The organism is Candidatus Nealsonbacteria bacterium CG07_land_8_20_14_0_80_39_13 (genome assembly GCA_002779355.1).
Classification (GTDB): Bacteria; Patescibacteriota; Minisyncoccia; order Minisyncoccales.
This window is the reverse complement of the sequence record PEWS01000027.1, coordinates 1-23,520: the sequence shown is the minus strand read 5'-3', so window position 1 is coordinate 23,520 and position 23,520 is coordinate 1. Positions and strand designations below refer to the sequence as shown.

Below are 23,520 nucleotides of genomic sequence, written 5' to 3'. Positions count from 1 at the left end.
AAATTTATTTCTTTATTTCCCAATCTTCTCTGCTGATTCCGGCTTGATTCAAAATTCTAGAAAGAAGATCTTGGCTGATATCCTTAGAGTGAGGATTTGAAATGGTTAAAACTAGATCGCCATTAACCATATAGGGATGTTTCCCCGATTGATATGGTCTCTCAAAACCAAACCCCTTCAGATATTTTACTAATTCTCGCCAAGAAATTGGTTTAAGCTTTGGCATAAACCCTGTTAAAAGAAATTTTCTTGTAAGGAATCTTAAAATTTGGAATCGATAAATTTTTTCTCAATCTCAAAATTACCCATCCTTCAATAATTTCTAAAAGATTCTTTCTGCATTCTTCGATAGTTTTTCCTGTTGCCCAAACACCTCTTAGTTCGGAAATCTCCCCATAATAAACCTTGCCGTTTTCAATCAGCTCGTATTTGGCTTTATTCAAATAAAAAGTCAAAAAATCTTGGAACATACCTTAAATTTATCAAAATGAGAGATTATGTCAAATTCTCTTAGTATATCCTTGCGCAATGTTGACGTCAGACGTCAACATGAAAGTCAGCGCAACTTTTTAATTAATGAGAAAGAAATTTTATAATTTTTTAAAACAATTTGGCGATAACGCAAAAAAGGGGTATTTCACTTAACGTACGTGTGTATCTGATGTTTTGCGAAGCGTAGCGGAGTAAAATATGGGTGAGCGACCAATGGGAGCGAAATCATGTACGCTGTTGTACAATGCAAATTCCTTATCAACCTTAAGTAGTTTAATTTTTTATTCTTGAAAAAGCTCTGGCAACTGAAAGGCAGATAGTGAAGAAGAAACCGTCATAAATATATACATTACTATTCTCATATCCATTTCGTAGCCTAACATATGTGCGGTTTTTATGCTGAACCCCATAAATAAATCATTTTTATGTCCATTATCTTTATCGACAGACATTTCATATTTACTATATTCTTCCTGCCTATTAAAATATGTATCTGTAAAAGTAGACATAATCTGGATAGCATCATTTTTATTTTCGCAAACACTGGATAAATCCCCCCTTATTTCTGTAAAAAGTGCGATGATAAATTTTTTTCGCTGTTCCGGTTCAAAATATTGAAATGCTATTCTATCTGCGCAATGAATACAAAATGGTATCAATTCATAAGATAATTCTTTTACCTTATCATCTGATACGTTTTTTAGTTCGTGGTACTTTTTAAGTTTTTGTGACCCTGTGACCGAAAGTCCAATAATAACAGGAGCTAAAGCTTTTGCTTTTTCGACTAAAAGATCCTCTGTGTTTTTCTTGCCTTTAAATTGTTGCCAAAGTTTTTTTGGTTTTTTATCGTCTTTTTTAAAAAAATTAAACATATAATTTTGTTAAATATAAAAAATCATTGCGTACAACTCGTTTTTATACGAAGCGTATCTGTAATATAAACAATAACTTATTTAATTATTTGGTTTCTGATTTCTTCTACTGCTTCCGGATTTGAGAGAGTGGATAAATCGCCTAATTCTTCTCCGGTAAATAATTTTCTCAAAATCCTGCGCATAATTTTGCCTGAACGGGTTTTTGGCAATTCGTCAACCAAGTAGACCTGCTTAGGTAGCGCTATTGGCCCTATTTCTTTCCGTATTTGCACGACAATATCTTCCTTAATTTTTTCAACATCTCTCTCCACACCCTTAATATCAGCAAAAACTACAGGAACCTGACCTTTTATTTCATCAAAAACTCCTATCACTGCGCACTCGGCTATTTCTGGACAGCGATTAATTACAGCCTCCATTTCACCGGTAGTAATCCTATGCCCGGCCACTTTAATCACGTCATCGGCTCTGCCGACTATTCTGATCAAACCATTTTTATCTTTAAGAGCAGTATCTGAAGTAACATATATTTTACCTCCATACTGACTCCAATAAGTTTCCTTATATTTTTTAAAATTCTTATAAATTCCCCTCAACAGCGAAGGGGAAAAGGGCGGGAATAAAACCAAATTCCCCTCTTTTCCAGTTTTAACAGGCTTTCCATTGTCATCCAAAATATCAAATTTTAATCCGGGAAAAGGTCGGCCGGTAAAAGACGGCTTGAAGGGGCCGACTCCGGGCAGAGAGCTGATCAAAATTCCCCCTGTTTCCGTCTGCCACCAAGTATCAACCAGAGGACAGTTGCCTCTCCCAACTTCTTCAAAATACCAATTCCAAGCCGTATCATCTATGGGTTCCCCTACTGAACCGATTACCCGCAATGTCTTAAAACCGTATTTTTTAATAATTTCCGCTCCCATCTTTTTAAACATTCTGATAGCTGTAGGCGCAGTATAAAAAACTGTAATTCCGTATTTCTCAATAATTTGAGCCCACCTATCCGGTCCCGGCCAATCAGGAGCGCCTTCAAAAATAACAGAGGTTGCTCCGTTAAGCAAAGGAGAATACACGGCGTAGGTGTGGCCTGTCACCCAGCCGATATCAGCTGTGCACCAAAAAATATCATCCCCGCCTGCATCCGCCAACATCTGCGAAGTTGTGGCGGAAGCATTGCGGGCAGGTCCATGTAAATCAAATATCCATTTGCCTGTCCAATATGACTGAACAGCATAACCGCCACAAACATGCTCGCAACCCTTTGGCTTGCCGGTACTGCCACTGGTGTAAAGAATAAACATCAAATCCTCAGCGTCCATTATAGCCGGTTTACAATAATCGCTCTCATTCTTAGTTAATTCGCTTGCCCAAAAATCCCTGCCATCCTTCCAGTCAACGGGATTCCCCGCTCTTTTGAAAATAATTATTTTTTCTATGCTTGTCTCTTTAATTCCCTCATCAGCATTTTTCTTCAGGTCAACCACTTTCCCTCTCCTATGATAACCGTCAACAGTAATTAAAACTTTTGCTTTCGTATCTTGAAGCCGAACCCTTAAGGATTCTGCGGAAAAAGCGGAAAAAACAACAGCATGAACAGCGCCTATTCTGGCGCAAGCAAGCATAGAAATCACCGCCTCCGGAATCATCGGCAAGTATATTCCCACCCTATCGCCTTTCTTTACCCCGCTTTTCTTAAGAGCGTTGGCGAAACGATTAACTTCTGAAAATAATTCCTGATAGGTAAATTTTCTCTCTTTCTCATCCGTTGATTCCGGTTCCCAAATCAAAGCCAGCTTGTTTTTTATTCCGCTTTCAGCCGAATCCCAGCCGAGAAAATTGTTTTCAAAAATATCAGCGGTGATGTTAATTTTTCCGCCGGAAAACCATTGAAACTTTAATTTCTTCGGGTCGTGAGTAAATGCCTTCTTCCATTTCTTAAACCAAAAAAGTTCTTTGGCTAATTTCTCCCAAAATTTAATCGGACTTTTTTCCGCTTCCTTATAAATGGATTTATTTTTTACCCAAGCCCTTTTTTGAAACTCCTTGCCCGGATAAAATGAATCTTCCTTTTTAACCATCATTGTAAATTAAAAATTAAAAATTGAAAATTGAAAATTGAAGCATCAATTGGCTTCGGCCAATTGATGTCTTCCTGCTCCCTCGGCATAATGCTGTTGTATTTCCATGGCCGTAAGCGATTTTGAATAAATCCTAACTTCGTCAATGGAGCCTACAAAATATGGTGCCAGCCCTTGGACTGCTCCTATTTGCAACGATTGTGTAGTTACTGCCAATGTCACTTTTGCCACTTCTGTTTTTGTTTGATTGCTATTCCCGTCAACATAAATGACCCAATCCTTGTCGCCATTAAAAGTTCCTGCGATATGGTGCCATTTTCCATCATTAATTTTGGTACCGCCTGCAGAAGATATTCCTTTTATCCCCCCCCCCGACGCATAACCAAAAAATCTCAATTTCCCGTTATTTCCGCCGTTACCAATATCCATGCCATAATTTATCGCAGTGCCACTTCCCTTAACAATGATACTGCCAGTATTGCTCGTAGACTTTATCCACGCTTCAACTGTAACGGCGGAAGAAATATCCATACTTACGCCACTCCGGCAATCAATTGTCGGATTCAGATCAGGAAAAGTCAATGATTGACCTAATTTACAATTAGAGCAAGGAATGTCATTATTTTCTCGAGTAAGATACGTGAGACCAGAGATAGAACAATTATTTCCATAGCCAGAAGAGTCATAGAAAGTAGTGGGAGGAGCAAGAGTGCCAACATTCCCATTAAAATCCCAGTTGCCGACAAGGCCATCGCCAAGACCATATATAAGTCCATCGCTAAATTTCAAGGCGCCGGCAATTCTCCCCTTTTCCCTCTGGCCGGACATGGTAACCAAAACAATGCTGGACAAGCAACCGATGATGGCAATGACGACTAAAAGTTCAATTATAGTGAAACCTTTCCCTTTACTTAACATATTTTTTTTAATTTCTTAATTTCTTCGCTATATAATCGGAAAATCCGGCCAAACGACAGGAATATCCCCACTCATTATCATACCAAGCGACAACCTTGATAAGATTTTCGTTAGCCATCATCAATTCCGAATCGATTATAGACGAAAATGAATTACCTATATAATCCGAAGAAACCAAGGGAATATTTTCGACTGCCAATATCTCCTTAAGTTCTTTTTGTTGAGAATATTTCTTAAAAATATCATTAACCTCGCTAATTGTGGTCCCTTTTTTTACCTGACAAATCAAATCCAGAACTGAAACGGTCGGAGTAGGAACTCTTAAAGCAATTCCGTCTAATTTTCCTTTTAAATTAGGCAAAACCTTGCCTATTGCTTTGGCCGCTCCGGTGGTGGTCGGTATTATATTCAAACCGGCCGCCCTTGCCCGCCTTAAATCCTCATGAGGCAAATCCAATATTCTTTGATCATTGGTATAGCTATGAACAGTGGTTATAAAACCTCTTTCAATCCCGAATTCTTCGTCTAAAATTTTAGCGATAGGAGCCAAACAATTAGTGGTGCAGGAACCCATATCAACAATTTCATCTTTTTTAGAATCAAATTTTTCTTCGTTTACTCCCAATATAAAAGAATTAATTTCAGGGGATTTTGATGGGGCGGAAATAATAACCTTCTTAGCGCCGGCAATCAGATGTTTCTTTGCTCCTTCGTAATCAATAAATCTGCCCGTGCATTCCAAAACAATATCTATTTTCTCTTTTTTCCATGGAAGCTTTTCCGGATCTGACTCGGCTGTAATTTTTACATTTTTTCCCTTGACAGATATGCCTTCTTTTGAGAAATCCACTTCCTTAGAATAAATACCATAGACAGAATCATATTTCAGCAGATGAGCTAATGTTTTATTATCAGTAAGGTCATTAATTACAGCCAAATCAAGAGCGGGGTAATTATCTAAAATAATTTTAGCTGTTGCCCTGCCTATTCTCCCAAAACCATTAATAGCAATTTTTATCATAGATTATCAATCTTTAATGCCTAATAGCTCAACTATTTTTGCTCTATTAAACCCGACTATAAATTGCTCATCAATACTGATTACAGGAACTCCCATTTGCCCTGTTTTTTCAACCATTTCTTCTCTGGCCTTATCATCTTTAGAAACATCAATTGCTTCAAATTCAATACCATTGTCCCTTAAGAACATTTTGAGGGTTTCGCAGTATGGGCACATCGGAGTTGAATAAACTTTTGTCGTCATTTTTTATGTTTTTAGATTTTTATATTTTTATTTATTGGCCGCAGTCGCCGTTTGAAGATCCTGCTCCTGTCGCAGAACCGAATCCCGGCGCAACCTCATCAGCGGATAATGTCGTCGAACATTCCGAAGGAGAAGAAGCAAAGGTCGCGCAGACAGCTTTTTTAAATTCTTCAGGGGTTCTGCTTATGTTAGCAACTATGCATTTTGCCCCATTCTGCGGACAAGATTTCTGGTCGGAAACTATAACGGTGTCATTTATAACTAAGGACGGAGAACCGCCAATTTCATATTCATCATTAAGATCTTTTTGAACATTAAATGTCGGGAATTGCCCATTTGACCATGTTTTTTTATCGTTATAATTTGCGGTAACCTTATAAGCTGAATCAGTCTCTGAAATGCAAGATTTCATTTTCGCTTCATCAATTCCGGCTTTAGAAAGACACCCTTTATAGTCGCCACTGGCCGAAGTGGTAAAACAGCTCAAATAATTAATGTATTTATCTTTTTGATCTTTCTGGATGCAATACTGCCTCAAGTTCTCATCAATTTCTTTTTTTTCATGCATGATGTAGTCAACAAAATATACGCCTATGTCCGCCTTATCTTTCAATAAACCCATAACCGGTAAGAGCGCTTTTTGCGCCTGCAACCCATAAGGACAATAAGCCATTACGAAAAGTTTAACTTCCGGCTTGTCCTTCTTTTCAATATCTTCCATGGCGCCCATAGCGGTTGCCTCAACCAAATCAATTCTCTCGGGAAAAACAAACTTCCCGTCCTTGCTTACATAAGAATCGTATTCCTGCTTCTGTTCTCCTTGTTTTACTTCAAATTTGAATTTATATAAATCCCCGTCTTCGGAAACACTAACTAAGGAGACATCCACTCCGTCAACTTTAAAATAGGTTTCTTTAATAAAACTGACTGCTTTCCCGGCCGCTTCCTGTCCGGAAATCATAGTCTCTCCACGATGGTCAATTTTTTTATTTTTGTCCAAATACAAATAAGCTCCTCCTATGGAAATTACGGCGATAACGATAATCGCAACAACATGTACGGCCGATAAAACAAGTATTTTTTTTGACGGCATCTTCAACATCATATTTTTTATTAGTTATTAGTTATTGTTTATTGATTATTGTTTATTATTGTTTATTTTAGCATAATTCAAAATAATTTGCATAAAATCTTCCTGCTTAATTGTCCCCAGACTCCCCTTCAAGCAATCTCTCTCTGAAAACTTATTTATCAAATCTTTTTCTTCGCCATAAACAAAAATTGGAACAGGCAAACAGCAATGATCTTTCTCTAAAGAACAGGTAGAATGATCTCCGGTGACAACAATTAAAGTATTCTTTAAATTCAAAAGCGGTTTCAAATTTTTATCTATCTTTTCTATAAAATCTTTTTTTCCTTGAAAATCTCCGTCGTGAGCGAAAGTATCAGTCGCTTTTATATGGCAAAAAATGAAATTAAAATTATTAATATTTTTCTTAACGGCTGAAATTTTTCCTTTAAGATTGGTATTATAAAATCCGGTGGCGCCTTTAACCTTTATTTCCTTCATTCCTAAAATCCTTGCCATGCCCTTATAAAGTCCTCCTCCTGCGACAAAACCTGACCTCAATCCATATTTATTCTTAAAACTTACAATGTCCCCAATCTGTCCGGCTCTTCTAATCAAAAGAAAATTGGCCGGCAAAAGTCCGTTCTTTCCCCTTTTTTTATTAAAAACGCTATTTTCCAGAATCTGATGGGACTGGGCAAGGAATTGATTCAAAACCTCGGCTGTAAATTTCGCCTCTTTCGAATCGTCTAAGGGAAGAATATTTTTTACAAGGCCATTTTCCGCATGAGAATCGCCGTCGGAAATATTTTTCGACAAACCTTTTCCCCTCATTACTAAAACTGCCCTGTGTCCAAAGGCCTTTTTCAGTAAGAATGTTATCCCTTGAATTTTAATTCCGGAAAGAGCTTTAATCAGTGGCTGGGTTTTTTCTATCCGACCGGCCCTTCGGTCAACGATAGTTAGCCCGCTTTCTTCTTCCTGAAAAACAAAAGCGAAATTCACCCTTAAGGCAACATCTGTCTTTTTTAATTTAATCCCAATACCCATTGCTTCGTAAGCGCCCCTGCCGAGAAAGTTATCTTCGTAACCAAACAAAGCAATGTGCGCTCCCTCTGAAGTCGGCTCATTTTCTTCCGGAAATCTAAATGTCTTAACCAAACCACATCGGCCGTTTTTTGCCATAAAATCCAAATTCGGCGTTTCAGCCACCTCAAGCGGAGTCTTGTTCCCCAAAGCGGGAATCGGTTCATCTCCTAAACCATCAATAAGTATCAATATTATTTTCATAAAAAAACCTTTTAATTTCTAATTTCCGATTTCTAATTTCCGCCCATCGTACAAAGACCCTACAGAGACCCGATCTCTGTAATTATTCTTCTTTATATTCTATCCAATTTTTAATAATTTCTCTACATCCCTCCTCATCACCCATGGTCTTTGACATAAATTCTCTATCCGTAACGGAAGGAAAATTCTTTTTACCAACATAGTCTTGATAGCTTGACCATTTATAATTTTCTAAAAAATTAATTACCTTTCTTGGATTTTTGATTCCCTTTTCTTTCCATTTCGGCTCAATTAATGATACTGGATTGGCATGGATATAAACAAAAACTGTTTCAAATTGTTTTTGGGTTTTTACACGAACAGCGAAAAATCTTTGCTGAAAAACATACCCCTTTCTGCTATATTTCCTATTAAAATATCCTCCGTATCCAATACCAAATTTGGCCATGAATTTACTAATGCCATTGTCTTTAATTTGCCTTAAAAGCAAATGCATGTGGTTTGGCATAAAGCAAAAACATAAAATCTCCACTAATTTTTCCCTCGAATCGGTTACAGAGATCGGGTCTCTGTTAGTTTTCATTTCGGCTTTTATTTTAGCGCGAATACTGCGACGCTCCCTTATAGTTACCTGTTTTATTGTATTAAATTCGTATATGGAAAAAATGCCGCGATAATAATCGTCTATATTCTTAAAAATTAAGTTTTCGTCAATTCCCCTTATAACAATATGATAAATCTCTTCATTGATAAACTGTTCTTTTCTGTAGGGCATGATTTATATGAAAATTTTATATTGACGTCTGACATCAACAATATGACTTCAATAACAATTTCGTCAATAATTGTCATTTTATTTTACAAAAAACTAATTAAGTTCTTGCTCGATTTTCAACAAGCGATTGTATTTTGCCACGCGTTCACCGCGGGCCGGAGCGCCGGATTTTATAAAGTCGCTACCAATTCCCACTGCTAAATCAGCGATAAAATCATCGCAGGTGTCGCCTGACCGGTGAGAAGTGATGAGTTTCCAGCTGAACGACTTAGCCAAGGCCGCTGCCTCTAATGTTTCTGAAATTGTTCCTATTTGATTCATTTTTACAATCATCCCATTGCATAAATTCTCTTCTTTCGCTTTTCTGATCATTTTAGGATTAGTGCATATCAAATCATCGCCGATAATCAATATTTTTTCTCTCAATAGCCGCTGAATTTCCTTGAAACCGTTAAAGTCTTTTTCGGCAAATGGATCTTCCAAAAATATAATCGGATATTCATCAACAAGATCCTGATAAAAATTCATTAAACTTTCTGATGAAAGCTCTCTATTTTCCAAAAAGTATTGGCTGGAATTTTTCTTTTTAAAATGATTGGCGGCGCAATCCAGGCCCAATTTTATTTTTTCTCCGTATTTCTTGTGATTTACAGCCTTCATTATAATATCCAGAGCATCTTCAACGCCAAGGGTCATTGAACTGAACCCTCCCTCGTCTCCCAGACTCACGGACCCGGCGCCAAATTTTTTCTCAAAAATAGATTCCAAATTATGATAAATTTCCGTTGAAATTTGAAGATTTTCCGCAAAATTATTCCCCTGAGGAATGATCATAAATTCCTGAATATCCAGATTGCTGCTGGAATGCGCTCCTCCATTAATGATATTAAAACAAGGAGAAGGCGCTCTGAAATTTTGAATTTTGAATTTTGAATTTTGAATTTTGTTGATATATTTATACAGGGGAATGTTGCTTGTGGCAGCGCCGGCTCGGCAAACCGCCATTGAAACCGGCAAAATAGCATTAGCGCCTAATTTTGATTTATTCTCCGTGCCATCCAGCTTAATCATTATATCATCTATTTTTTTCTGTTCTAAAACGCTTTTCCCTTTAAGTTTAGGGGCAATAATTTCGTTGATGTTTTTTAGAGCTTTCAAAACTCCTTTCCCGCCATATCTTTCTCCGCCGTCCCTTAATTCAACTGCCTCGCATTCCCCTGTTGACGCGCCCGACGGAACCGAAGCGTAAAAACAGCCGAGCTTGGTTTTCAATTCAACTTCAACTGTCGGATTTCCCCTTGAATCCAAAATTTCTCTCGCCCTTATTGATTTAATTTTATTATTTTCCATATGTTCTGAGGTATTCGTAGGCCGATAAGGCCGCCTGAGCGCCCTCGCTGGCGGCGACTATAATCTGCTTGTATTTTGTATTGTTAACGTCCCCGGCGGCAAAAAAACCCGGCGTTTTAGACATAAAATTATCGTCAACTTTTATCTCGCTTTTTTCATTGAATTCAACCAAGTCCTTAACAAAAACATTAGCCGGCTGATGCCCTATTTCAATAAAAACTCCTTCTACGTTAAGGCTTTTAATTTCCTTGGAAACCCTGTCTTCGTAATTTATGGAACTTACAAATTGAGCTCCTTTAATTTCTTTCAAGGCGACGCCGGCAATCAACTCTATTTTCCCGGTTTCAGCAGCCATTGATTTATTGGCTTCATCAGCCGGCATTGTCGGAGCGAATTCCAAAATATAGATTTTGTCAGCCCACTTGCTTAAAGCTAAAGCCGCTTCAAATCCGGCATTGCCTCCGCCGATTACGGCAACAGATTTATTTTTGAACATAGCAGCATCGCAAGTAGCGCAATAACTCACGCCTCTGCCGATAAATTCTTTTTCTCCGGCGACATTCAAATGACGAGGACTTGCCCCTGAAGCGACGATAGCTGTTTTCCCTTCAAAATCCTTTCCGCTCTTCGTTTTAACAAGGAACCCTGCTTCCCCCTTAGAAACACCTATTACTGAATCGCCTTCCATAATTTCTACTTCAAAATTCTTCAGATGTTCTCTGAATTTCTTAATTAAATCCGGACTGGAAATTTTTCCAAAACCGAGATAATTTTCTATATCAACTGATTTCCAGACTATCTGTCCGCCGAAATTTTCCGTTATCAAAAGCGTTTTTAATCTGTATCTGGCTGCGTATATTCCGGCGTTTATTCCCGCCGGCCCTCCCCCAATAATTATAATATCGTACATATTCGTAAAATTTTTAATTTTTAATTTTTAATTTTTAATAAATTTAAACGTAGAAAGCATCTGGCCTCATGTTGTTTTAGATTATTCTTATCTTTCCTTCACATAGGATAACTAGCCTGTTTTTAATTTTTTCCAGACCAATTTTCCCTAAAAAAGGAATTAAATGATTTATAACGCTGTCCGGCGATTGATTTCTCAATCTTAATAAGATTACCCCACAAGGAGGCTGAAATGGTTGGTGGATTAAATCGCCGAAATCTTTATCGTGGGTTAGAATAATCCTCTTTTGTTTTTGAGCTAATTTAAGAATTTTTTCATCTGAAGCGCCGGAAAATTTCTCTTCGCAAATACTCGTTACATTAAACCCGTTTTCCCTTAAAACTAAAACTACGCGAGGCGCTATATTTTCATCAGCTAAAAATTTCATAATACCCATAAATTAAGCGAAGATAAACTCTTCTCTTTTTACGGTTATGGCTGCATACTCAAGAACAGCTAAAATATCTTGCTTTTTAAGGGAAGGATATTCTTTTATAATTTGCTCCGGTTCCATTCCCGATGCTAAAAGTTCCAATATAAATTCAATGGAAATCCTTGTTCCCTTAATAATAGGTTTGCCACCAAGTATTTTCTTATTATATGCGATTCGATTCATATTTTAATATTATCAAATTTTTCACCAAAATTCAATTTTTACTTCAAAAACTTAAAAGTGGAAATTATTTGATCGAGGATTTTTGGTTCTTCTATGGAATTAATATCCGGCACGTCAAGCCATGATCCATGCCCGCATAAACACAATTCGTCATTAAAAAAATCCCTGAAAAAATCAAAATCCCAATTGGCATTGATATTATTTTTTGAAAATTGGAAAATTGAAAATTCATTGAAAATTAAAAATTGAAAATTACGAGAAGATGGCTTGGTTGATGGTGGATATGACGTCAGTCGCTTTCAAGCTGTCTTTTCTGCGTTCAGCTGCGATTTCTCCGGCTCGGCCATTGATATAAGTAGCAATTTGAGCAGCCTTGAAAGGATTTATTCTTCTAGCCATCAAAGCGCCACAAATTCCGGCTAAAGAATCTCCTGTTCCGCCAACGCTCATATAGGGACTGCCGACTTTATTCAAAAGAACATCTTTCCCGTTGGAAATTATATCCGGACTTTCCTTGAGAAGTATGTTGGTTTTGAGACGACCGGCTTCTTCCCTGACAACTTCCACTTTATCGGCATGGGAAATACCTTCAATATCTTTTCCTGTTAATACAAAAAACTCGTACTTATGAGGCGTGATCAAAAAATCTTTTCCAGCTATTAATTTAACTCCTTCCGGCTTGCTGTTCAGGGCGTAAATGGCGTCAGCATCAATAACCATCGGAACGTCAACTTTTGAAATGTATTCAAGGATTGTTTCCTGTGTTTCCGGCGATCTGCCCATGCCTCCGCCGATGACCACTGACAAGTTTCCTCTTGACACAGCCTTGGCTGATTCAGTCATTGAAATCAAGTCAGTCAAATGGCATTTGGAAATATAATCCCCTTTCAAGGGGTAAGCGGCCAAGTCAGGCGAGAAACCGGCGATAATATCAGCCGCTCTCTTTGGAGCAATGATCCTGGTCATATCCGCTCCGGTTTCCAAAGCTGCCATAGCCGATAAAGCCGGCGACCCTGAATAAAAATTACCTCCGCCGATAACCAAAACCATACCAAAATCATATTTTCTGAAATATGTCCCTTTTGGCCTTTCTTTATAAATTCCCTTTAATATTTCTTTTATTTCTTCTTCCATATGTTTAAAATTATTTGATGTTTTTACTTCTTAAAAAAGCCGGCGTTTCCCAAAATTCTTCCTTTTCTATCATTTCTTTTTCTTCATCTTCAGCATCTTTTCTCATTTGAAGAGCATTTTTCCTGCTGATCTCCATAGGCTTTGATTCCTGAACGGGCGGGTATTTCCCCTCCTCGCTTACCTCAACCGGATTTTGAATACCTTCTGTTTTTTCTTCTTTTTTATCCGTAGCTTTCTCTTGAGAAACTCTCTTCTTTTTTTTCTTAGAAATATTCTTTTTTCTGGGAACTTTTGCTTTTTCTGTTTTAATTTTTCTTTTAATTTTTCTTTTTTTTATTTTCTGTATTTTCTTCGGTTTTCCCTCCTCATTGTCATTCTTAGCCTCCTTTTCTTCAGAGAAAATTTTTGCCCCGCAACCGACGGCAAGCAAAGTTGTTTTTATAGCGTCAGCATATTTTTTCCCTTGAGAAATCCCGAAAACAATTTTCGCATCTTTATTCAAAAGACAGGAAACTGTTTCTGAAATTTGATTAACCTCTTCTATGCTTAAATTATCTTCTCCGGCGATATTAAGCAAAACTCCCTTAGCCCCTTTAATTCCGTAGGAATAGAGCGGAGAATTTAAAACTTTCTCAATCGCCTCCTGAACAGCGTTCTCGCTTCTTTTAATCTTAATTGTATTCAAATAAGTCAACTTTCCCCTATCTCCGCTTAAAGCAGTTCTCAAATCGGCAAAATCAATATTAATAAGCCCCGGTTCATAAATAATTTCCACGAGATCTTCCAAGTTATCGGCTAATTTTTCATTTATTGCCGATAAAGCTGACTTTAAGGGAGTGTTTCTGTCAATAATTTGGAAAATTCTTTCGTTAGGAATAATTGAAATGGCGTTCAATTTCGGTTTTATTTTCTTCAAGGCTTCTTTGGCAATTTCCATTTTTCTCTCTCCTTCAAATTTAAAAGGCAAAGTAAATATTCCGTAAGTTAAGTTCCCTAAATTTTTAGAAATTTGGGCAAAGACAGAAGCTGCGCCTGAACCGGCGCCTCCGCCCAAACAAGAAATAATTATGCACAAATCCTGTCCCTGCAATAATTTTTCTATTTTATCCTTTTCCTGCAGAGCCACTTCCTCTCCTAGTCCGGCGTTCATGCCTGTCCCCAAACCCCTTGTTAAACTCTCTCCGAATTGGAAATGAATAGCTTTATTACTGGCCACTTTCAGCGCCTGGCGATCGGTATTGGCAATAACAAAACTCACCTTTTCAACCTTAGGAACAATTTCTGAAACAATTGTCCCTCCGCCTCCGCCGATGCCGATTATCCTTATTTTGACCTTCTTCAGAAAATCTCCTTTCTCGTCAATCGGCTGCGCCTCTACAACCTTAATAAGGGCGGGCCTTTTCTTGGTCATCGCCTTAGCGAAGATTGGTTTTGTTTTTTTATTTATTTTTTTCGTTTTTTTCTTCTTCAGCGCCATAGAAGTAAATTTAATCTGATATTTTCATTTTACACTTTCAAACATCCCCAGTCAAATCCGCTGATTTCATAGACAAATCTGCAGGGCGCGCCTGCAGGGCGTCCTTCCCGGACATATTTTGTTCGTCAATCTCCTGAATGATGCTATAATATATCCTTGTATAATCCTATTATAATCCTAGTATAATCCTAAACAAATATCTATGAAAAAGACGAAAATTATTGCTACAATAGGGCCAGTTTCGGAAAGCCCTAAAGACATAGCCGCTCTTATAAAAGCCGGCGTGAATGTTTTTCGCTTCAATATGAAACATTCTACCGTTGAATGGCATAATGAAAAAATAAAAATAGTCCAAGAGATATCAGATTCTCTGGAAATCCCTGTCGGCATCATGATAGACCTCCAGGGACCTGAAGTCAGAATTTTCACAAAAAACAAAGAGGCTGTAATTTTCAAAAAAAACGAGTCCTTAATTTTCGGGAAATCTTTTTCCTCTCCGGAAATAAAAATAGTCATTCCCCACTCCAATATTTTAAAAATGCTGAAACCGAAAGACCTTTTCTCAATAGATAATGGGTTTTTTGAATTTGAAGTGATTGAAAAGAAAAACGGATTTTTATACGCCCGAGCCCTCGGAGACGGAATTATAAAAAACAGGAAAGGCGTCAATTTCCCCGGGAAAAAGACAGGCTTGCCTTCCCTTATCAACGACGACCTGAAAAAACTGGATATGGCGGCCAGAGTTAAAATTGACTTTATCGCCCTTTCTTTCTGCAGAACAAAGGAGGACGTTGAATTCCTAAGGAAGGAAATGAAGAAAAGAAAAATAACAGCTCAAATCGTCGCTAAAATAGAAAATAAAGAAGCTCTGAACAATATAGAAGAAATCATTGAATCGGCTGACGCAATAATGATAGCCAGAGGAGACCTCGGAGTTGAGATACCAATTGAGCAGATCGCTTACTGGCAAAAATCCATCATTTCCAAATGCCGGGAAAAAAGAAAACCGGTTATCGTCGCCACCCAAATGCTTATGTCAATGATTGATAATCCCAGCCCGTCAAGAGCGGAGGCGACGGATGTCGCCAATGCTGTTTTCAACGGCACCGACGCAGTAATGCTTTCCGAAGAAACCGCCGCCGGAAAATATCCGATCAAGACAATTGAGACAATGTCCCGAATATTGGATTTCAATGAAAAAGAATGCCCCTCTTTAAGATTAGCTCCTAAGCCCAACAGCTTTGTGGAATTGATTTCTGAAGCAGGCATGGAAATAATTGAAAATCATAAAGACTTCAATATAACGAAAGCTCTTGTTTTCACTTCCACCGGGTATTCAGTCAGAGCCCTATCCAGCTTAAGGCCAAGCATACCGGTGATTGCCATAACCAACAATAAAAAAACCGCCGAGTTTTCAGCTTTGCTGTATGGAGTAACAAGTTTTTTTGTAAAATTTCCAACAGGAGCTTTCAGAAGCCCGCTCCCCATCCTAAATGAATTAAAAAAACAAGGATTGGTTAAAGTCGGAGAGAATGTTCTGATAATTCACGGAGGCAACTGGAAAAGAATAGAGATTAATAACTCCCTGGCCATCGCCAAAATCAACTAACGGATTTTAAACAAAAAAAGGAAGCTTATTTTCCAAAGCTTCTAATATAAAAATTTTGGCAGTAATAACTTTTTAAATCAGCCCTTTCCTTTTATTCGCTTGAAAAGCGCGCCACTCTTGCCTATTGCCGCTTTCCATCACATTATTCTCTTGAGCATCCGGTATAAAATCTATCTCCTCAACCGCTGGAATCCTGAATGAAAAAGTAGTTCTGCTGTTAACATTAGTAACAGCAAAATCACCAAGTCCAATTATATCCATTCCTATCAAAAGCTGGGGTTGCTCATCGTCCGATGCATTATCATCTGGAATAAGCTGGATTTCTGTCACTCGCACATGATGTACCATCACATTATTAGGTAATGCGATATTAACGAGATATGTATTATTCGAAGATTTTCCTCCAGCGTGCCTCGTCTCCCGCATTCCCGTAGGTTGCAATTTTAAATCATCTACAACCTTTTTCGTTATAGCAGAGTGCGTTGCCCCTGTATCCCAAATCGCAATATACTCTTTGAGTTCAACTTTTTGTGTTTGCGCTTCTTCTGGGGTAATCGGCAAAGACACATTCACTTTAGTAAACAATACTCTTACTTGTCCGTTATGTCGGATGGTAAATGCATGATGCTACATGAAATCAAGAAAGCGCAACCCGAGAATGAAAGGTTTGGGTATAGCTTTCTTGACCGGATAGACATTGTTGGATTAAAAAATTGCCTAATTCAAATTTCTTTTTAGCGTCAGCATATGCTTCTATTTCTGTATCATAAACGCCATGGACTTTCTGGCCATTGATGACAAGAAATTTCCCTTCGTATTTTTCTACGAGTTCTTTTTGACGCGCCTTAAAGTATTCTAATTGCTTTTGAAGATAGATGTTTGCCATATTTACAATATTAGTATATTTGAGATAATTTTACAACGGAGGCCCGTCCTCCGTTGTTCTCCTCCGTTGTTCTCAAACGCTATTTTAATATTTTTAGGCGAGGTTGTCTTTTCCTGTAAAAGGGACGAACGATTTTTTACCTACGCTATAATTTTTTATTTCTCCGATGTTAAAAATCTCAACTTTAGCGTGGCACATTTTAGCAAAACCTTCCGGGTCAGCTCCGATAGCGGGAAATGTATTGTAATGCATAGGAACCACAACTTTCGGCTTAATAAAATCGACTGCCCTTAAAGCGTCTTTTATCCCCATCGTATATCTGTCTCCTATCGGAAGCATAGCGATATCAATATCCTCTTCTCCGATTAATTTCATATCCCCAAACAAACCGGTATTGCCGGAATGATAAATCTTTGTGTTTGAATCCATATCCTCCAGTATAAATCCGACTGAATGCCCTGTCCCTGAAGAATGAACAGCCTCCACCATTTTTATTTTCCAATTTCTTATTCTTATCCATCCCCCTATATTCATTTCTTCTGATTTTAATCCATTAGTTAAAGCTATTTTAGCGATCTGTTCTACGGCCACAATTACAGCGTCATTGATCCTCGCCAATTCAAAAACCTCTTCCAAATGAGTGTCATGAGAAATGCAGATAATTTTACATTTTGCATCCTCCTGTTCATCTTTAAAGTAAAATTCTCCTTCCGAGAAAGGGTCTATCAATAAATCACCTATTAGAAATGATGAATGTCCGAGGTATTGAATCTCCGTATAACTCTATTTCAGCAAAAAGATAAAGTCTCGTCAAGCCTTAGGGAGGAAATATTTTTTGCCTTTGATCTCGTCGGGCAAGAAATCTTCTTTTGAATACGGCTCATAACCCTTGCCATAATCCAAATTCTTCATCAGCTTTGTCGGAGCATTTCTTATCTTCAAAGGAACCGGAAGATTCCCGTAGGCCTCCGCATCTTCCATCGCCAAAAGATAAGCGTCGTAAGCGCTTCTGTCTTTTTTACAGGTGGACAAATAAACAACCCCTGTGGCTAAATTTATTCCGCATTCCGGCAGGCCGATTATTTCCACTGCCCGAAAAACCGCATTGGCCACCACTAAAGCCGTCGGCTGAACCAAGCCGATATCTTCACTGGCAAAAATAACCATTCTTCTGGCGATAAATTTAGGGTCTTCGCCGGAAGTTATCATTCTGGCCAGATAATACAAGGCGGCATCAGGCTGTCCGGCCCTCATGCTTTTAATAAAAGCGCTGATGGTATTATGATGTTCTTCTCCCTGTTTGTCGTAACGTAAAAATTTTGACTGAAGAGTGTCTTTCAACGTTTCCTTTGTAATCTTCCCATATAATTCAGAGGCATTTTCCAGCATCGTAATCGCCTGCCGAGCGTCGCCATTAGCCATAGCTATCAACCATTCTTCAGCTTCCTTATTAAGCTTAAAACCGGTCATTTTAATTATTCCTGCCATTTCCTCTTTTGAAAGTTCGTTTAAAACAAAAACCCGGCAACGGGAAAGCAAGGCGGAGATAACTTCAAAACTCGGATTCTCCGTAGTCGCGCCAACTAAAGTAATTTTCCCCGTTTCAACGAAAGGTAAAAGAAAATCTTGCTGGGCTTTATTAAAACGATGGATTTCATCAAGAAATAATATCTTCGGCTTATCTCCTGTATCTTCGCTGATTATTTTTCTTATATCAGCTTTTCCGGCTGAAACGGCAGAAAGTTCGTAAAGGCAGGCGTCTAAAGCGTTAGCGTATATTTTCGCCAAAGTTGTTTTTCCCACTCCCGGCGGGCCCCAAAGAATAAAAGAAAACAGATGCTTGTTTTTAATAGCAACATTGAGGGGCTTTCCCTCTCCTGTCAGATGTTTTTGGCCGACAAATTCGCTTAAATTTTTCGGCCTTATTTTAGACGCCAACGGCTCCATAGTTTTTCTAATTTTTCATTTTTTAAATAAAATGGACTTCTAAAAAGAGAAGGAGGGCGCTCAAGAAAAGGGAGATTAAAATTACAATTGGCCAGCTTATCTTTTTGGTCAAAATTGACATTAATTTTTTCTTAAAAAGGTTTTAATTGAATAAAGAATCATGAAAATTCCGAAAATCTTTTCTACGAAAAGAGAAGGGATGATATTGACGCAAAGCGCGCCGAAAAAAGCTCCGGCTAAAGCCGCGGGAATCAAATTCTTCACAACATCCATTTCTATATTATTAAATTTATGATGAAACAGCGCCCCGGCTAATGTCGTTGGAAATATCACAGCCAAAGAAGTAGCTATGGCTTCCTGCATTGAAAAGCCGAAAAAAAGGCTTAAACCCGGAACAATTATCAGTCCCTCTCCTATGCCGAAAAGAGCTGATATTATTCCGGCGGCCAGCCCTAAGACAATCAGAAGCGGATAAATATTTTCACTGAAAATTTGTTCTATGGGAAAACAAATTATTCCCGTCAGCTTCAATCCGGCTAAAACAAAAACAAAAGAGAAAATTTTTGCCAGCAATCCGTCCTCTATTTTGTTAGCCAGATTAGCGCCGATCTTAGCTCCGATAATTGAACCAAGAACGGCAAAAGCGGCAAACACCAGCTTAATATTCTCGGCTTCTATCAAAAAATGGAACAGCAATCCGGCCAAAACAATCGGAGCTATTATGGCCAAGGAAGCGCCGATGGCTCTTTCAAAATTATAGCCCCAAAAATACTCCAAGGCCGGAACAAGAAAAACCCCTCCGCCGATACCCAAAAAAGAACTTATAAATCCCGTAGCAAAACCTATAATCAGCAGATTAATTTTCATTTTCCTGAAAAATTATTCAACTTTAATTATTTTATATTCAGTCTTGTTTTCCGCAATTTTAATGATAACCTTTTCTCCTTCAGTCTTGCCCATAAGAGCTGACCCCAGAGGAGATTGATACGAAATTTTCCCCTGCATAATATCCGATTCTTCCTGGCCGACAATATGAAATCTATCTTCTCTTTCTCCAGAACGGATTGAAACAATTGAGCCTATTTGAATTTTGCCGTTATTTATCGCTTCAATAACATGGGCTTGGGCGACGGCTCTCTCCAGTTCCAAAATTTTGCCCTCCACAAATCCTTGAGCGTCTTTAGCTTCGTCATAAGCGGCGTTCTCTTTTAAGTCGCCAAAATCAGCGGCATATTTAATGGCCGCGGACACTTCTTTTCTTTTAATGTTTTTCAGATAATCCAATTCCTTTTTTAATTTTTCCAAACCCTCTTTGGTCAGATATTTAGTCATATTTTATTATTTTATTTTCATATTTTTAAATGTTTCCTGGTGGCGATAAAAGCTGAAATTATCCCTAATCCTACTCCGATGGAAATTTGAATTAAAGCCAATGAACATATTTTTTGACAAAAAAATTCATAAATATTCAAACCGGAAAAGAAATATTCAATCTTAGGCGAAAGAAGCCACGAAAGCAAAGCAACTATGGATAAACAAATGACGGCCGCCAAGAAACCGCAGAGAGCTCCTTCGGCCAAGAAAGAACCCCTGACAAACCAATTGGAAGCGCCGACTAATCTTTGTATCTTTATTTCCTCTCTATTGTTATAGATCGCCAGCCTGATTGTGCTGAAGGTCACTAAAACCGATATCAGCGCCAAAGCAACTGAAAGACTGATGCCGACGTTGCTTGCCGCCTTAGTCAAATTGACAATCCTTTCAATCATCGGCTTCCTCTGGAAATAATCTATTTTTTTAACAACGGCTTCGGAAGGAATTTTCTCCAAAGAATTTTTTATTGATTCATACTGGTCCATTTCTTCAGCCTTGATATTCAGGACTGAAGAGAAAGGATTGCCTCCCACTTCCTCCAAAGCGCTCATCAGAATAGGGTCGCCTTTATGCCTCTCCTCAAAATCAGCCAGAACCTGCTCCTTGGAAACATAATTTATCTCTTTTATCTCTTTTATTTTCAAAACTTCTTCCTTGAACTTTGAAATACTTTTATCATCCGTTGTTTCCAAAAAATAAACAGAGACATCAACTTTTTCCTGAACTTTTGAAATCATAAAATCGCTCACATCTTTCATCAAAAATATAGAGCTGAAAATAAGAAGAGTTATCGTCAAAACAAAAATAGTGGCTATGGTTGAGCCGATGTTCCAACAAAAACTTTTCCACCCTGTTTTTAAAGCCCTCTTAATCGCAACAAACATAAAAATTTAAAAAATTAAAAAAATTATAGAATGAATCTTCCGTTTTCTTCGTCTCTTATTATTTTTCCTTTTTCTAAAGTAATAACCCTTTTCCCGATGGAATTAACTACATCTTTATTATGAGAGGCTAAAATAACGGTCGTACCCATCTCCTGAATCTTAACTAAAAGATTGATAATTTCCAAGACATTGTAAGGGTCTAAATTGCCGGTCGGCTCATCGGCCAGAATTACCTCCGGACGATGAATCAAGGCTCTGGCAATGGCCACTCTTTGCTTCTCTCCTCCGGAAAGTTCAGCCGGATAGTTGTTGGACTTTTCCGCTAAGCCGACTATTTCCAAAACCTTAGGAACGTCTTTTTTTATTTCCACGTCGCCGGCTCCGGTAACCTGCATCACGAAAGCGATATTTTCATAAACCGTTTTAGAGCAAAGGAGCTTGTAATCCTGAAAAATAGCGCCTATCTTTCTCCTATAGAAAGGAAGGCCTTTCATTTTCAGCTTATGGATATTGCAACCTTCAAAAAAAACCGCCCCCTCTGTCGGCTTCTCCTCGGCCAGAATAATTTTCAATAAAGTTGTCTTCCCTGAACCCGACCTGCCGACGATGGAAACAAATTCCTTAGGTTTTATCTCAAAAGAAACATTGTCCAAAGCCTTCATCGGCTCCTTGCATTTTTTAGAAGAATAAACTTTTGTTACTGATTCAAATGTTATCATTTTTAGCTTTTCCCGCCTGCATCGCTATATTCAGCATTGCGGGCAGGTAATTTAAGTTCCGCTTCAATGAAATCATCAAGTCCCCCGTCTAAAATTTTATCCACATCGGAAGTCTCAACATCCGTCCTTAAATCTTTTACCATTTTATAAGGATGAACGACATAAGATCTTATCTGGCTTCCCCATTCAGCTGAAATCCTTCCTCCCTTTATTTCAGACATCTCCTTTTTTTTGTTATCTTTATTCAATTCATAAAGTTTTGAATAAAGAATTTCCAGCGCTTTCTGTTTGTTTGAACCCTGCAACCTTTCTGATTGGCAGGCGACAACAATTCCTGTCGGCAAATGAGTTATTCTGACTGCTGTCTCTCTTTTATTGACATTCTGCCCGCCCGGCCCTGAAGAACGATAAAGATCAACTCTCAAATCATCCGGAGGAACAATCATATCTCCCGCTTCCTTCACTTCGGGCAAAACCTCCACTAAAGTAAATGAGGTGTGCCTTAAAGATTTAGAAGAAAAAGGAGAAATCCTGACCAACCTATGAACTCCCATTTCTCCTCTTAAAAGACCGTAGGCGTATGGACCGATAATTTCTAAAGAAACTTGCTTTACTCCAATTCTTCCTTCCGGCCCGCCTCCTTCTCCGAAGGCCTGATCCAAAATCTTTACTTTAAAATTCTTGCGGGAACAATATTTTTCATACATTCTCAACAGAATAGCCACCCAATCCTGCGCATCCTGTCCGCCTGCCCCGGAATAAATAGTCAGGAAGGCGTTGCCCTTGTCATACTTTCCGGAAAGAAAAAGCATTTTTTCTTTTTCTTTTATTCTCTTTTCCAATTTTTCCAGCTCTAATTCTTCGCCTAAGTCCCTTATTATCTCAAAATCCTCTTTCAGGCAATTCATTTCCGCCACATCCTCTTTCAACTGGGATAATTCCTGACTGATCCTGACTGCGTCCTCCCTTCTCTCCCAAAAATTAGGAGACAGGGTTTCTTTTTCCATCTCAATTATCATGTTTTTCTTTTTCTCAACGTCAAAGACAGTCCTCAAGCGCGAGGATTCTTTTTTGCAGCTCTTCCTGTTTCTCTTGTTTTTCTTTCAAATTTTCCATACCTTAATATAAATACAGCTTATCATTTTTTCCGCAAAACTTAAAGCAAAAAAAGAAGAGCCGATAAAAGAATGGTTCTCCAAGGGGTTTGTTCAGGCACGAAGATGACGTCTGTTTGGATCTTTTTTAAGAAGCCCTGTCCATCCGCAACCCCCTCCTGTTTCTGTTTTTCCTTTAATTCTTTTTCTCCTTCTTGCAATCATTACCCGTGCGTTCATTTTTTTAGATTTTTATTTTTATATTTTATATTTTTAATTTTTATATTTTTACCTTCATCTTTCTCTTTTTAATTTATTCTGACCATTCCGGACATTCCGAATATTAAGGCCGTTTAAAATTTAAAAGAGCGCGTAGGGTAGCGTAGATTTACATACAGAAATAATACCGCACAACCATATCAATGTCAATTTTCTAAGCAAATAAAAGGGAGCCAAGCTCCTTTCGGATTATCCGCTACGCATATCTGCGGAAATCAGCTTAATATTAGCGCTTATCGGCGCCTTAAAGGTGAGCCGGAGGCGAGATTTGAACTCGCGACTTGCTATTTACGAAACAGCTACTCTACCGCTGAGTTACTCCGGCATATTTTTTGCTGAGTATCTATATGACTGCGCTCGAACCTACTTTATCAAAAATTCCTGAACAAAGGAAGCCGCCCCGCCACTGCTCGCTAACGTTCGCCGCCAAGCAAAATACTCTTT

At 38.2% G+C, this 23,520-nt stretch carries 26 protein-coding genes and 1 tRNA gene; 1 reads left to right on the top strand and 26 read right to left on the bottom strand.

The genetic code is table 11. The features are described from left to right. Positions 1 to 4: 4 nt before the first annotated feature. The 16 genes from COS96_02010 to COS96_01935 form a co-directional block, all read right to left on the bottom strand. The gene (locus tag COS96_02010; GenBank protein PIU43890.1) at positions 5 to 226 is read right to left on the bottom strand and encodes a type II toxin-antitoxin system HicA family toxin; all 222 of its coding nucleotides are present in this window, start codon (positions 224 to 226) and stop codon (positions 5 to 7) included. Then, positions 213 to 470, bottom strand: coding sequence for a HicB family protein (locus tag COS96_02005; protein ID PIU43889.1), 258 nt, complete (start codon positions 468 to 470; stop codon positions 213 to 215). Before COS96_02005 ends, COS96_02010 begins: the two co-directional genes overlap by 14 nt. A 303-nt stretch (positions 471 to 773) precedes the next feature. Then, complete coding sequence (locus COS96_02000) at positions 774 to 1,364, bottom strand: hypothetical protein (protein PIU43888.1); 591 nt, start codon at positions 1,362 to 1,364, stop codon at positions 774 to 776. A gap of 77 nt (positions 1,365 to 1,441) precedes the next feature. After that, entirely contained in the window at positions 1,442 to 3,445 is a 2,004-nt protein-coding gene (gene acs / locus COS96_01995) for an acetate--CoA ligase (GenBank protein PIU43887.1), read from the bottom strand. A 42-nt stretch (positions 3,446 to 3,487) separates the two neighbouring features. Further along, complete coding sequence (locus COS96_01990) at positions 3,488 to 4,360, bottom strand: hypothetical protein (GenBank protein PIU43905.1); 873 nt, start codon at positions 4,358 to 4,360, stop codon at positions 3,488 to 3,490. A 7-nt stretch (positions 4,361 to 4,367) separates the two neighbouring features. Next, the gene (gene gap, locus COS96_01985) at positions 4,368 to 5,381 is read right to left on the bottom strand and encodes a type I glyceraldehyde-3-phosphate dehydrogenase (protein ID PIU43886.1); all 1,014 of its coding nucleotides are present in this window, start codon (positions 5,379 to 5,381) and stop codon (positions 4,368 to 4,370) included. Between the two features lie 6 nt (positions 5,382 to 5,387). Next, positions 5,388 to 5,624 carry an NrdH-redoxin gene (locus tag COS96_01980; protein PIU43885.1) on the bottom strand — a complete coding sequence of 79 codons (237 nt, stop codon included), beginning with the start codon at positions 5,622 to 5,624 and terminating at the stop codon, positions 5,388 to 5,390. Positions 5,625 to 5,655: 31 nt separating this feature from the next. Beyond that, positions 5,656 to 6,726, bottom strand: coding sequence for a hypothetical protein (locus COS96_01975; protein PIU43884.1), 1,071 nt, complete (start codon positions 6,724 to 6,726; stop codon positions 5,656 to 5,658). 36 nt (positions 6,727 to 6,762) lie between these two features. Beyond that, positions 6,763 to 7,983 carry a phosphoglycerate mutase gene (locus tag COS96_01970; GenBank protein ID PIU43883.1) on the bottom strand — a complete coding sequence of 407 codons (1,221 nt, stop codon included), beginning with the start codon at positions 7,981 to 7,983 and terminating at the stop codon, positions 6,763 to 6,765. An 82-nt stretch (positions 7,984 to 8,065) separates the two neighbouring features. After that, positions 8,066 to 8,758: a hypothetical protein gene (locus tag COS96_01965; protein ID PIU43882.1), complete on the bottom strand. Its 693-nt coding sequence runs from the start codon at positions 8,756 to 8,758 to the stop codon at positions 8,066 to 8,068. 93 nt (positions 8,759 to 8,851) lie between these two features. After that, on the bottom strand, positions 8,852 to 10,108 hold the full coding sequence (locus COS96_01960) for a phosphopyruvate hydratase (GenBank protein ID PIU43881.1): 1,257 nt from the start codon (positions 10,106 to 10,108) through the stop codon (positions 8,852 to 8,854). Continuing rightward, positions 10,098 to 11,018 carry a thioredoxin-disulfide reductase gene (locus tag COS96_01955; GenBank protein ID PIU43880.1) on the bottom strand — a complete coding sequence of 307 codons (921 nt, stop codon included), beginning with the start codon at positions 11,016 to 11,018 and terminating at the stop codon, positions 10,098 to 10,100. The genes COS96_01960 and COS96_01955 overlap by 11 nt, the downstream gene beginning before the upstream one ends. 76 nt (positions 11,019 to 11,094) lie before the next feature. Further along, positions 11,095 to 11,454: a hypothetical protein gene (locus COS96_01950; GenBank protein PIU43879.1), complete on the bottom strand. Its 360-nt coding sequence runs from the start codon at positions 11,452 to 11,454 to the stop codon at positions 11,095 to 11,097. A 3-nt stretch (positions 11,455 to 11,457) separates the two neighbouring features. Then, on the bottom strand, positions 11,458 to 11,673 hold the full coding sequence (locus tag COS96_01945; protein ID PIU43878.1) for an antitoxin: 216 nt from the start codon (positions 11,671 to 11,673) through the stop codon (positions 11,458 to 11,460). 252 nt (positions 11,674 to 11,925) lie between these two features. Continuing rightward, the gene (locus COS96_01940; protein PIU43877.1) at positions 11,926 to 12,807 is read right to left on the bottom strand and encodes an NAD(P)H-hydrate dehydratase; all 882 of its coding nucleotides are present in this window, start codon (positions 12,805 to 12,807) and stop codon (positions 11,926 to 11,928) included. Between the two features lie 10 nt (positions 12,808 to 12,817). Next, the gene (locus tag COS96_01935) at positions 12,818 to 14,284 is read right to left on the bottom strand and encodes a hypothetical protein (GenBank protein ID PIU43876.1); all 1,467 of its coding nucleotides are present in this window, start codon (positions 14,282 to 14,284) and stop codon (positions 12,818 to 12,820) included. A 202-nt stretch (positions 14,285 to 14,486) separates the two neighbouring features. Between COS96_01935 and pyk the strand changes: the two genes are divergently transcribed. Next, on the top strand, positions 14,487 to 15,893 hold the full coding sequence (pyk, locus tag COS96_01930; protein ID PIU43875.1) for a pyruvate kinase: 1,407 nt from the start codon (positions 14,487 to 14,489) through the stop codon (positions 15,891 to 15,893). Between the two features lie 72 nt (positions 15,894 to 15,965). Here the strand turns inward: pyk and COS96_01925 are convergent, their stop codons facing one another. The 10 genes from COS96_01925 to COS96_01880 form a co-directional block, all read right to left on the bottom strand. Then, positions 15,966 to 16,505: a hypothetical protein gene (locus COS96_01925; protein ID PIU43874.1), complete on the bottom strand. Its 540-nt coding sequence runs from the start codon at positions 16,503 to 16,505 to the stop codon at positions 15,966 to 15,968. A gap of 25 nt (positions 16,506 to 16,530) precedes the next feature. Continuing rightward, positions 16,531 to 16,779: a hypothetical protein gene (locus COS96_01920; GenBank protein PIU43873.1), complete on the bottom strand. Its 249-nt coding sequence runs from the start codon at positions 16,777 to 16,779 to the stop codon at positions 16,531 to 16,533. Between the two features lie 93 nt (positions 16,780 to 16,872). Further along, positions 16,873 to 17,550 (bottom strand): metal-dependent hydrolase, encoded by a 678-nt coding sequence (locus COS96_01915; GenBank protein ID PIU43872.1) that lies wholly within the window; start codon positions 17,548 to 17,550, stop codon positions 16,873 to 16,875. A gap of 39 nt (positions 17,551 to 17,589) precedes the next feature. After that, positions 17,590 to 18,726, bottom strand: coding sequence for an AAA family ATPase (locus tag COS96_01910; protein ID PIU43871.1), 1,137 nt, complete (start codon positions 18,724 to 18,726; stop codon positions 17,590 to 17,592). A gap of 120 nt (positions 18,727 to 18,846) precedes the next feature. Beyond that, on the bottom strand, positions 18,847 to 19,593 hold the full coding sequence (locus COS96_01905) for a hypothetical protein (protein PIU43870.1): 747 nt from the start codon (positions 19,591 to 19,593) through the stop codon (positions 18,847 to 18,849). 12 nt (positions 19,594 to 19,605) lie between these two features. Beyond that, on the bottom strand, positions 19,606 to 20,058 hold the full coding sequence (locus tag COS96_01900; protein PIU43869.1) for a transcription elongation factor GreA: 453 nt from the start codon (positions 20,056 to 20,058) through the stop codon (positions 19,606 to 19,608). Between the two features lie 17 nt (positions 20,059 to 20,075). Next, positions 20,076 to 20,984, bottom strand: coding sequence for a hypothetical protein (locus COS96_01895; protein ID PIU43868.1), 909 nt, complete (start codon positions 20,982 to 20,984; stop codon positions 20,076 to 20,078). Positions 20,985 to 21,007: 23 nt separating this feature from the next. Beyond that, a complete protein-coding gene (locus tag COS96_01890) occupies positions 21,008 to 21,703 on the bottom strand; it encodes a cell division ATP-binding protein FtsE (GenBank protein PIU43867.1) in 696 nt (231 codons plus the stop codon). 2 nt (positions 21,704 to 21,705) lie between these two features. Beyond that, positions 21,706 to 22,758 carry a peptide chain release factor 2 gene (locus COS96_01885; protein ID PIU43866.1) on the bottom strand — a complete coding sequence of 351 codons (1,053 nt, stop codon included), beginning with the start codon at positions 22,756 to 22,758 and terminating at the stop codon, positions 21,706 to 21,708. Between the two features lie 571 nt (positions 22,759 to 23,329). Further along, positions 23,330 to 23,401, bottom strand: a tRNA-Thr gene (locus COS96_01880). Positions 23,402 to 23,520 lie beyond the last annotated feature (119 nt).

Excerpts from the sequence above, each read along its gene's own strand:
- COS96_02010 (PIU43890.1), bottom strand. The coding sequence starts at position 226 with ATGCCAAAGCTTAAACCAATTTCTTGGCGAGAATTAGTAAAATATCTG.
- COS96_02005 (PIU43889.1), bottom strand. The coding sequence starts at position 470 with ATGTTCCAAGATTTTTTGACTTTTTATTTGAATAAAGCCAAATACGAG.
- COS96_02000 (PIU43888.1), bottom strand. The coding sequence starts at position 1,364 with ATGTTTAATTTTTTTAAAAAAGACGATAAAAAACCAAAAAAACTTTGG.
- acs (PIU43887.1), bottom strand. The coding sequence starts at position 3,445 with ATGATGGTTAAAAAGGAAGATTCATTTTATCCGGGCAAGGAGTTTCAA.
- COS96_01990 (PIU43905.1), bottom strand. The coding sequence starts at position 4,360 with ATGTTAAGTAAAGGGAAAGGTTTCACTATAATTGAACTTTTAGTCGTC.
- gap (PIU43886.1), bottom strand. The coding sequence starts at position 5,381 with ATGATAAAAATTGCTATTAATGGTTTTGGGAGAATAGGCAGGGCAACA.
- COS96_01980 (PIU43885.1), bottom strand. The coding sequence starts at position 5,624 with ATGACGACAAAAGTTTATTCAACTCCGATGTGCCCATACTGCGAAACC.
- COS96_01975 (PIU43884.1), bottom strand. The coding sequence starts at position 6,726 with ATGTTGAAGATGCCGTCAAAAAAAATACTTGTTTTATCGGCCGTACAT.
- COS96_01970 (PIU43883.1), bottom strand. The coding sequence starts at position 7,983 with ATGAAAATAATATTGATACTTATTGATGGTTTAGGAGATGAACCGATT.
- COS96_01965 (PIU43882.1), bottom strand. The coding sequence starts at position 8,758 with ATGCCCTACAGAAAAGAACAGTTTATCAATGAAGAGATTTATCATATT.
- COS96_01960 (PIU43881.1), bottom strand. The coding sequence starts at position 10,108 with ATGGAAAATAATAAAATTAAATCAATAAGGGCGAGAGAAATTTTGGAT.
- COS96_01955 (PIU43880.1), bottom strand. The coding sequence starts at position 11,018 with ATGTACGATATTATAATTATTGGGGGAGGGCCGGCGGGAATAAACGCC.
- COS96_01950 (PIU43879.1), bottom strand. The coding sequence starts at position 11,454 with ATGGGTATTATGAAATTTTTAGCTGATGAAAATATAGCGCCTCGCGTA.
- COS96_01945 (PIU43878.1), bottom strand. The coding sequence starts at position 11,673 with ATGAATCGAATCGCATATAATAAGAAAATACTTGGTGGCAAACCTATT.
- COS96_01940 (PIU43877.1), bottom strand. The coding sequence starts at position 12,807 with ATGGAAGAAGAAATAAAAGAAATATTAAAGGGAATTTATAAAGAAAGG.
- COS96_01935 (PIU43876.1), bottom strand. The coding sequence starts at position 14,284 with ATGGCGCTGAAGAAGAAAAAAACGAAAAAAATAAATAAAAAAACAAAA.
- pyk (PIU43875.1), top strand. The coding sequence starts at position 14,487 with ATGAAAAAGACGAAAATTATTGCTACAATAGGGCCAGTTTCGGAAAGC.
- COS96_01920 (PIU43873.1), bottom strand. The coding sequence starts at position 16,779 with ATGGCAAACATCTATCTTCAAAAGCAATTAGAATACTTTAAGGCGCGT.
- COS96_01910 (PIU43871.1), bottom strand. The coding sequence starts at position 18,726 with ATGGAGCCGTTGGCGTCTAAAATAAGGCCGAAAAATTTAAGCGAATTT.
- COS96_01905 (PIU43870.1), bottom strand. The coding sequence starts at position 19,593 with ATGAAAATTAATCTGCTGATTATAGGTTTTGCTACGGGATTTATAAGT.
- COS96_01900 (PIU43869.1), bottom strand. The coding sequence starts at position 20,058 with ATGACTAAATATCTGACCAAAGAGGGTTTGGAAAAATTAAAAAAGGAA.
- COS96_01895 (PIU43868.1), bottom strand. The coding sequence starts at position 20,984 with ATGTTTGTTGCGATTAAGAGGGCTTTAAAAACAGGGTGGAAAAGTTTT.
- COS96_01890 (PIU43867.1), bottom strand. The coding sequence starts at position 21,703 with ATGATAACATTTGAATCAGTAACAAAAGTTTATTCTTCTAAAAAATGC.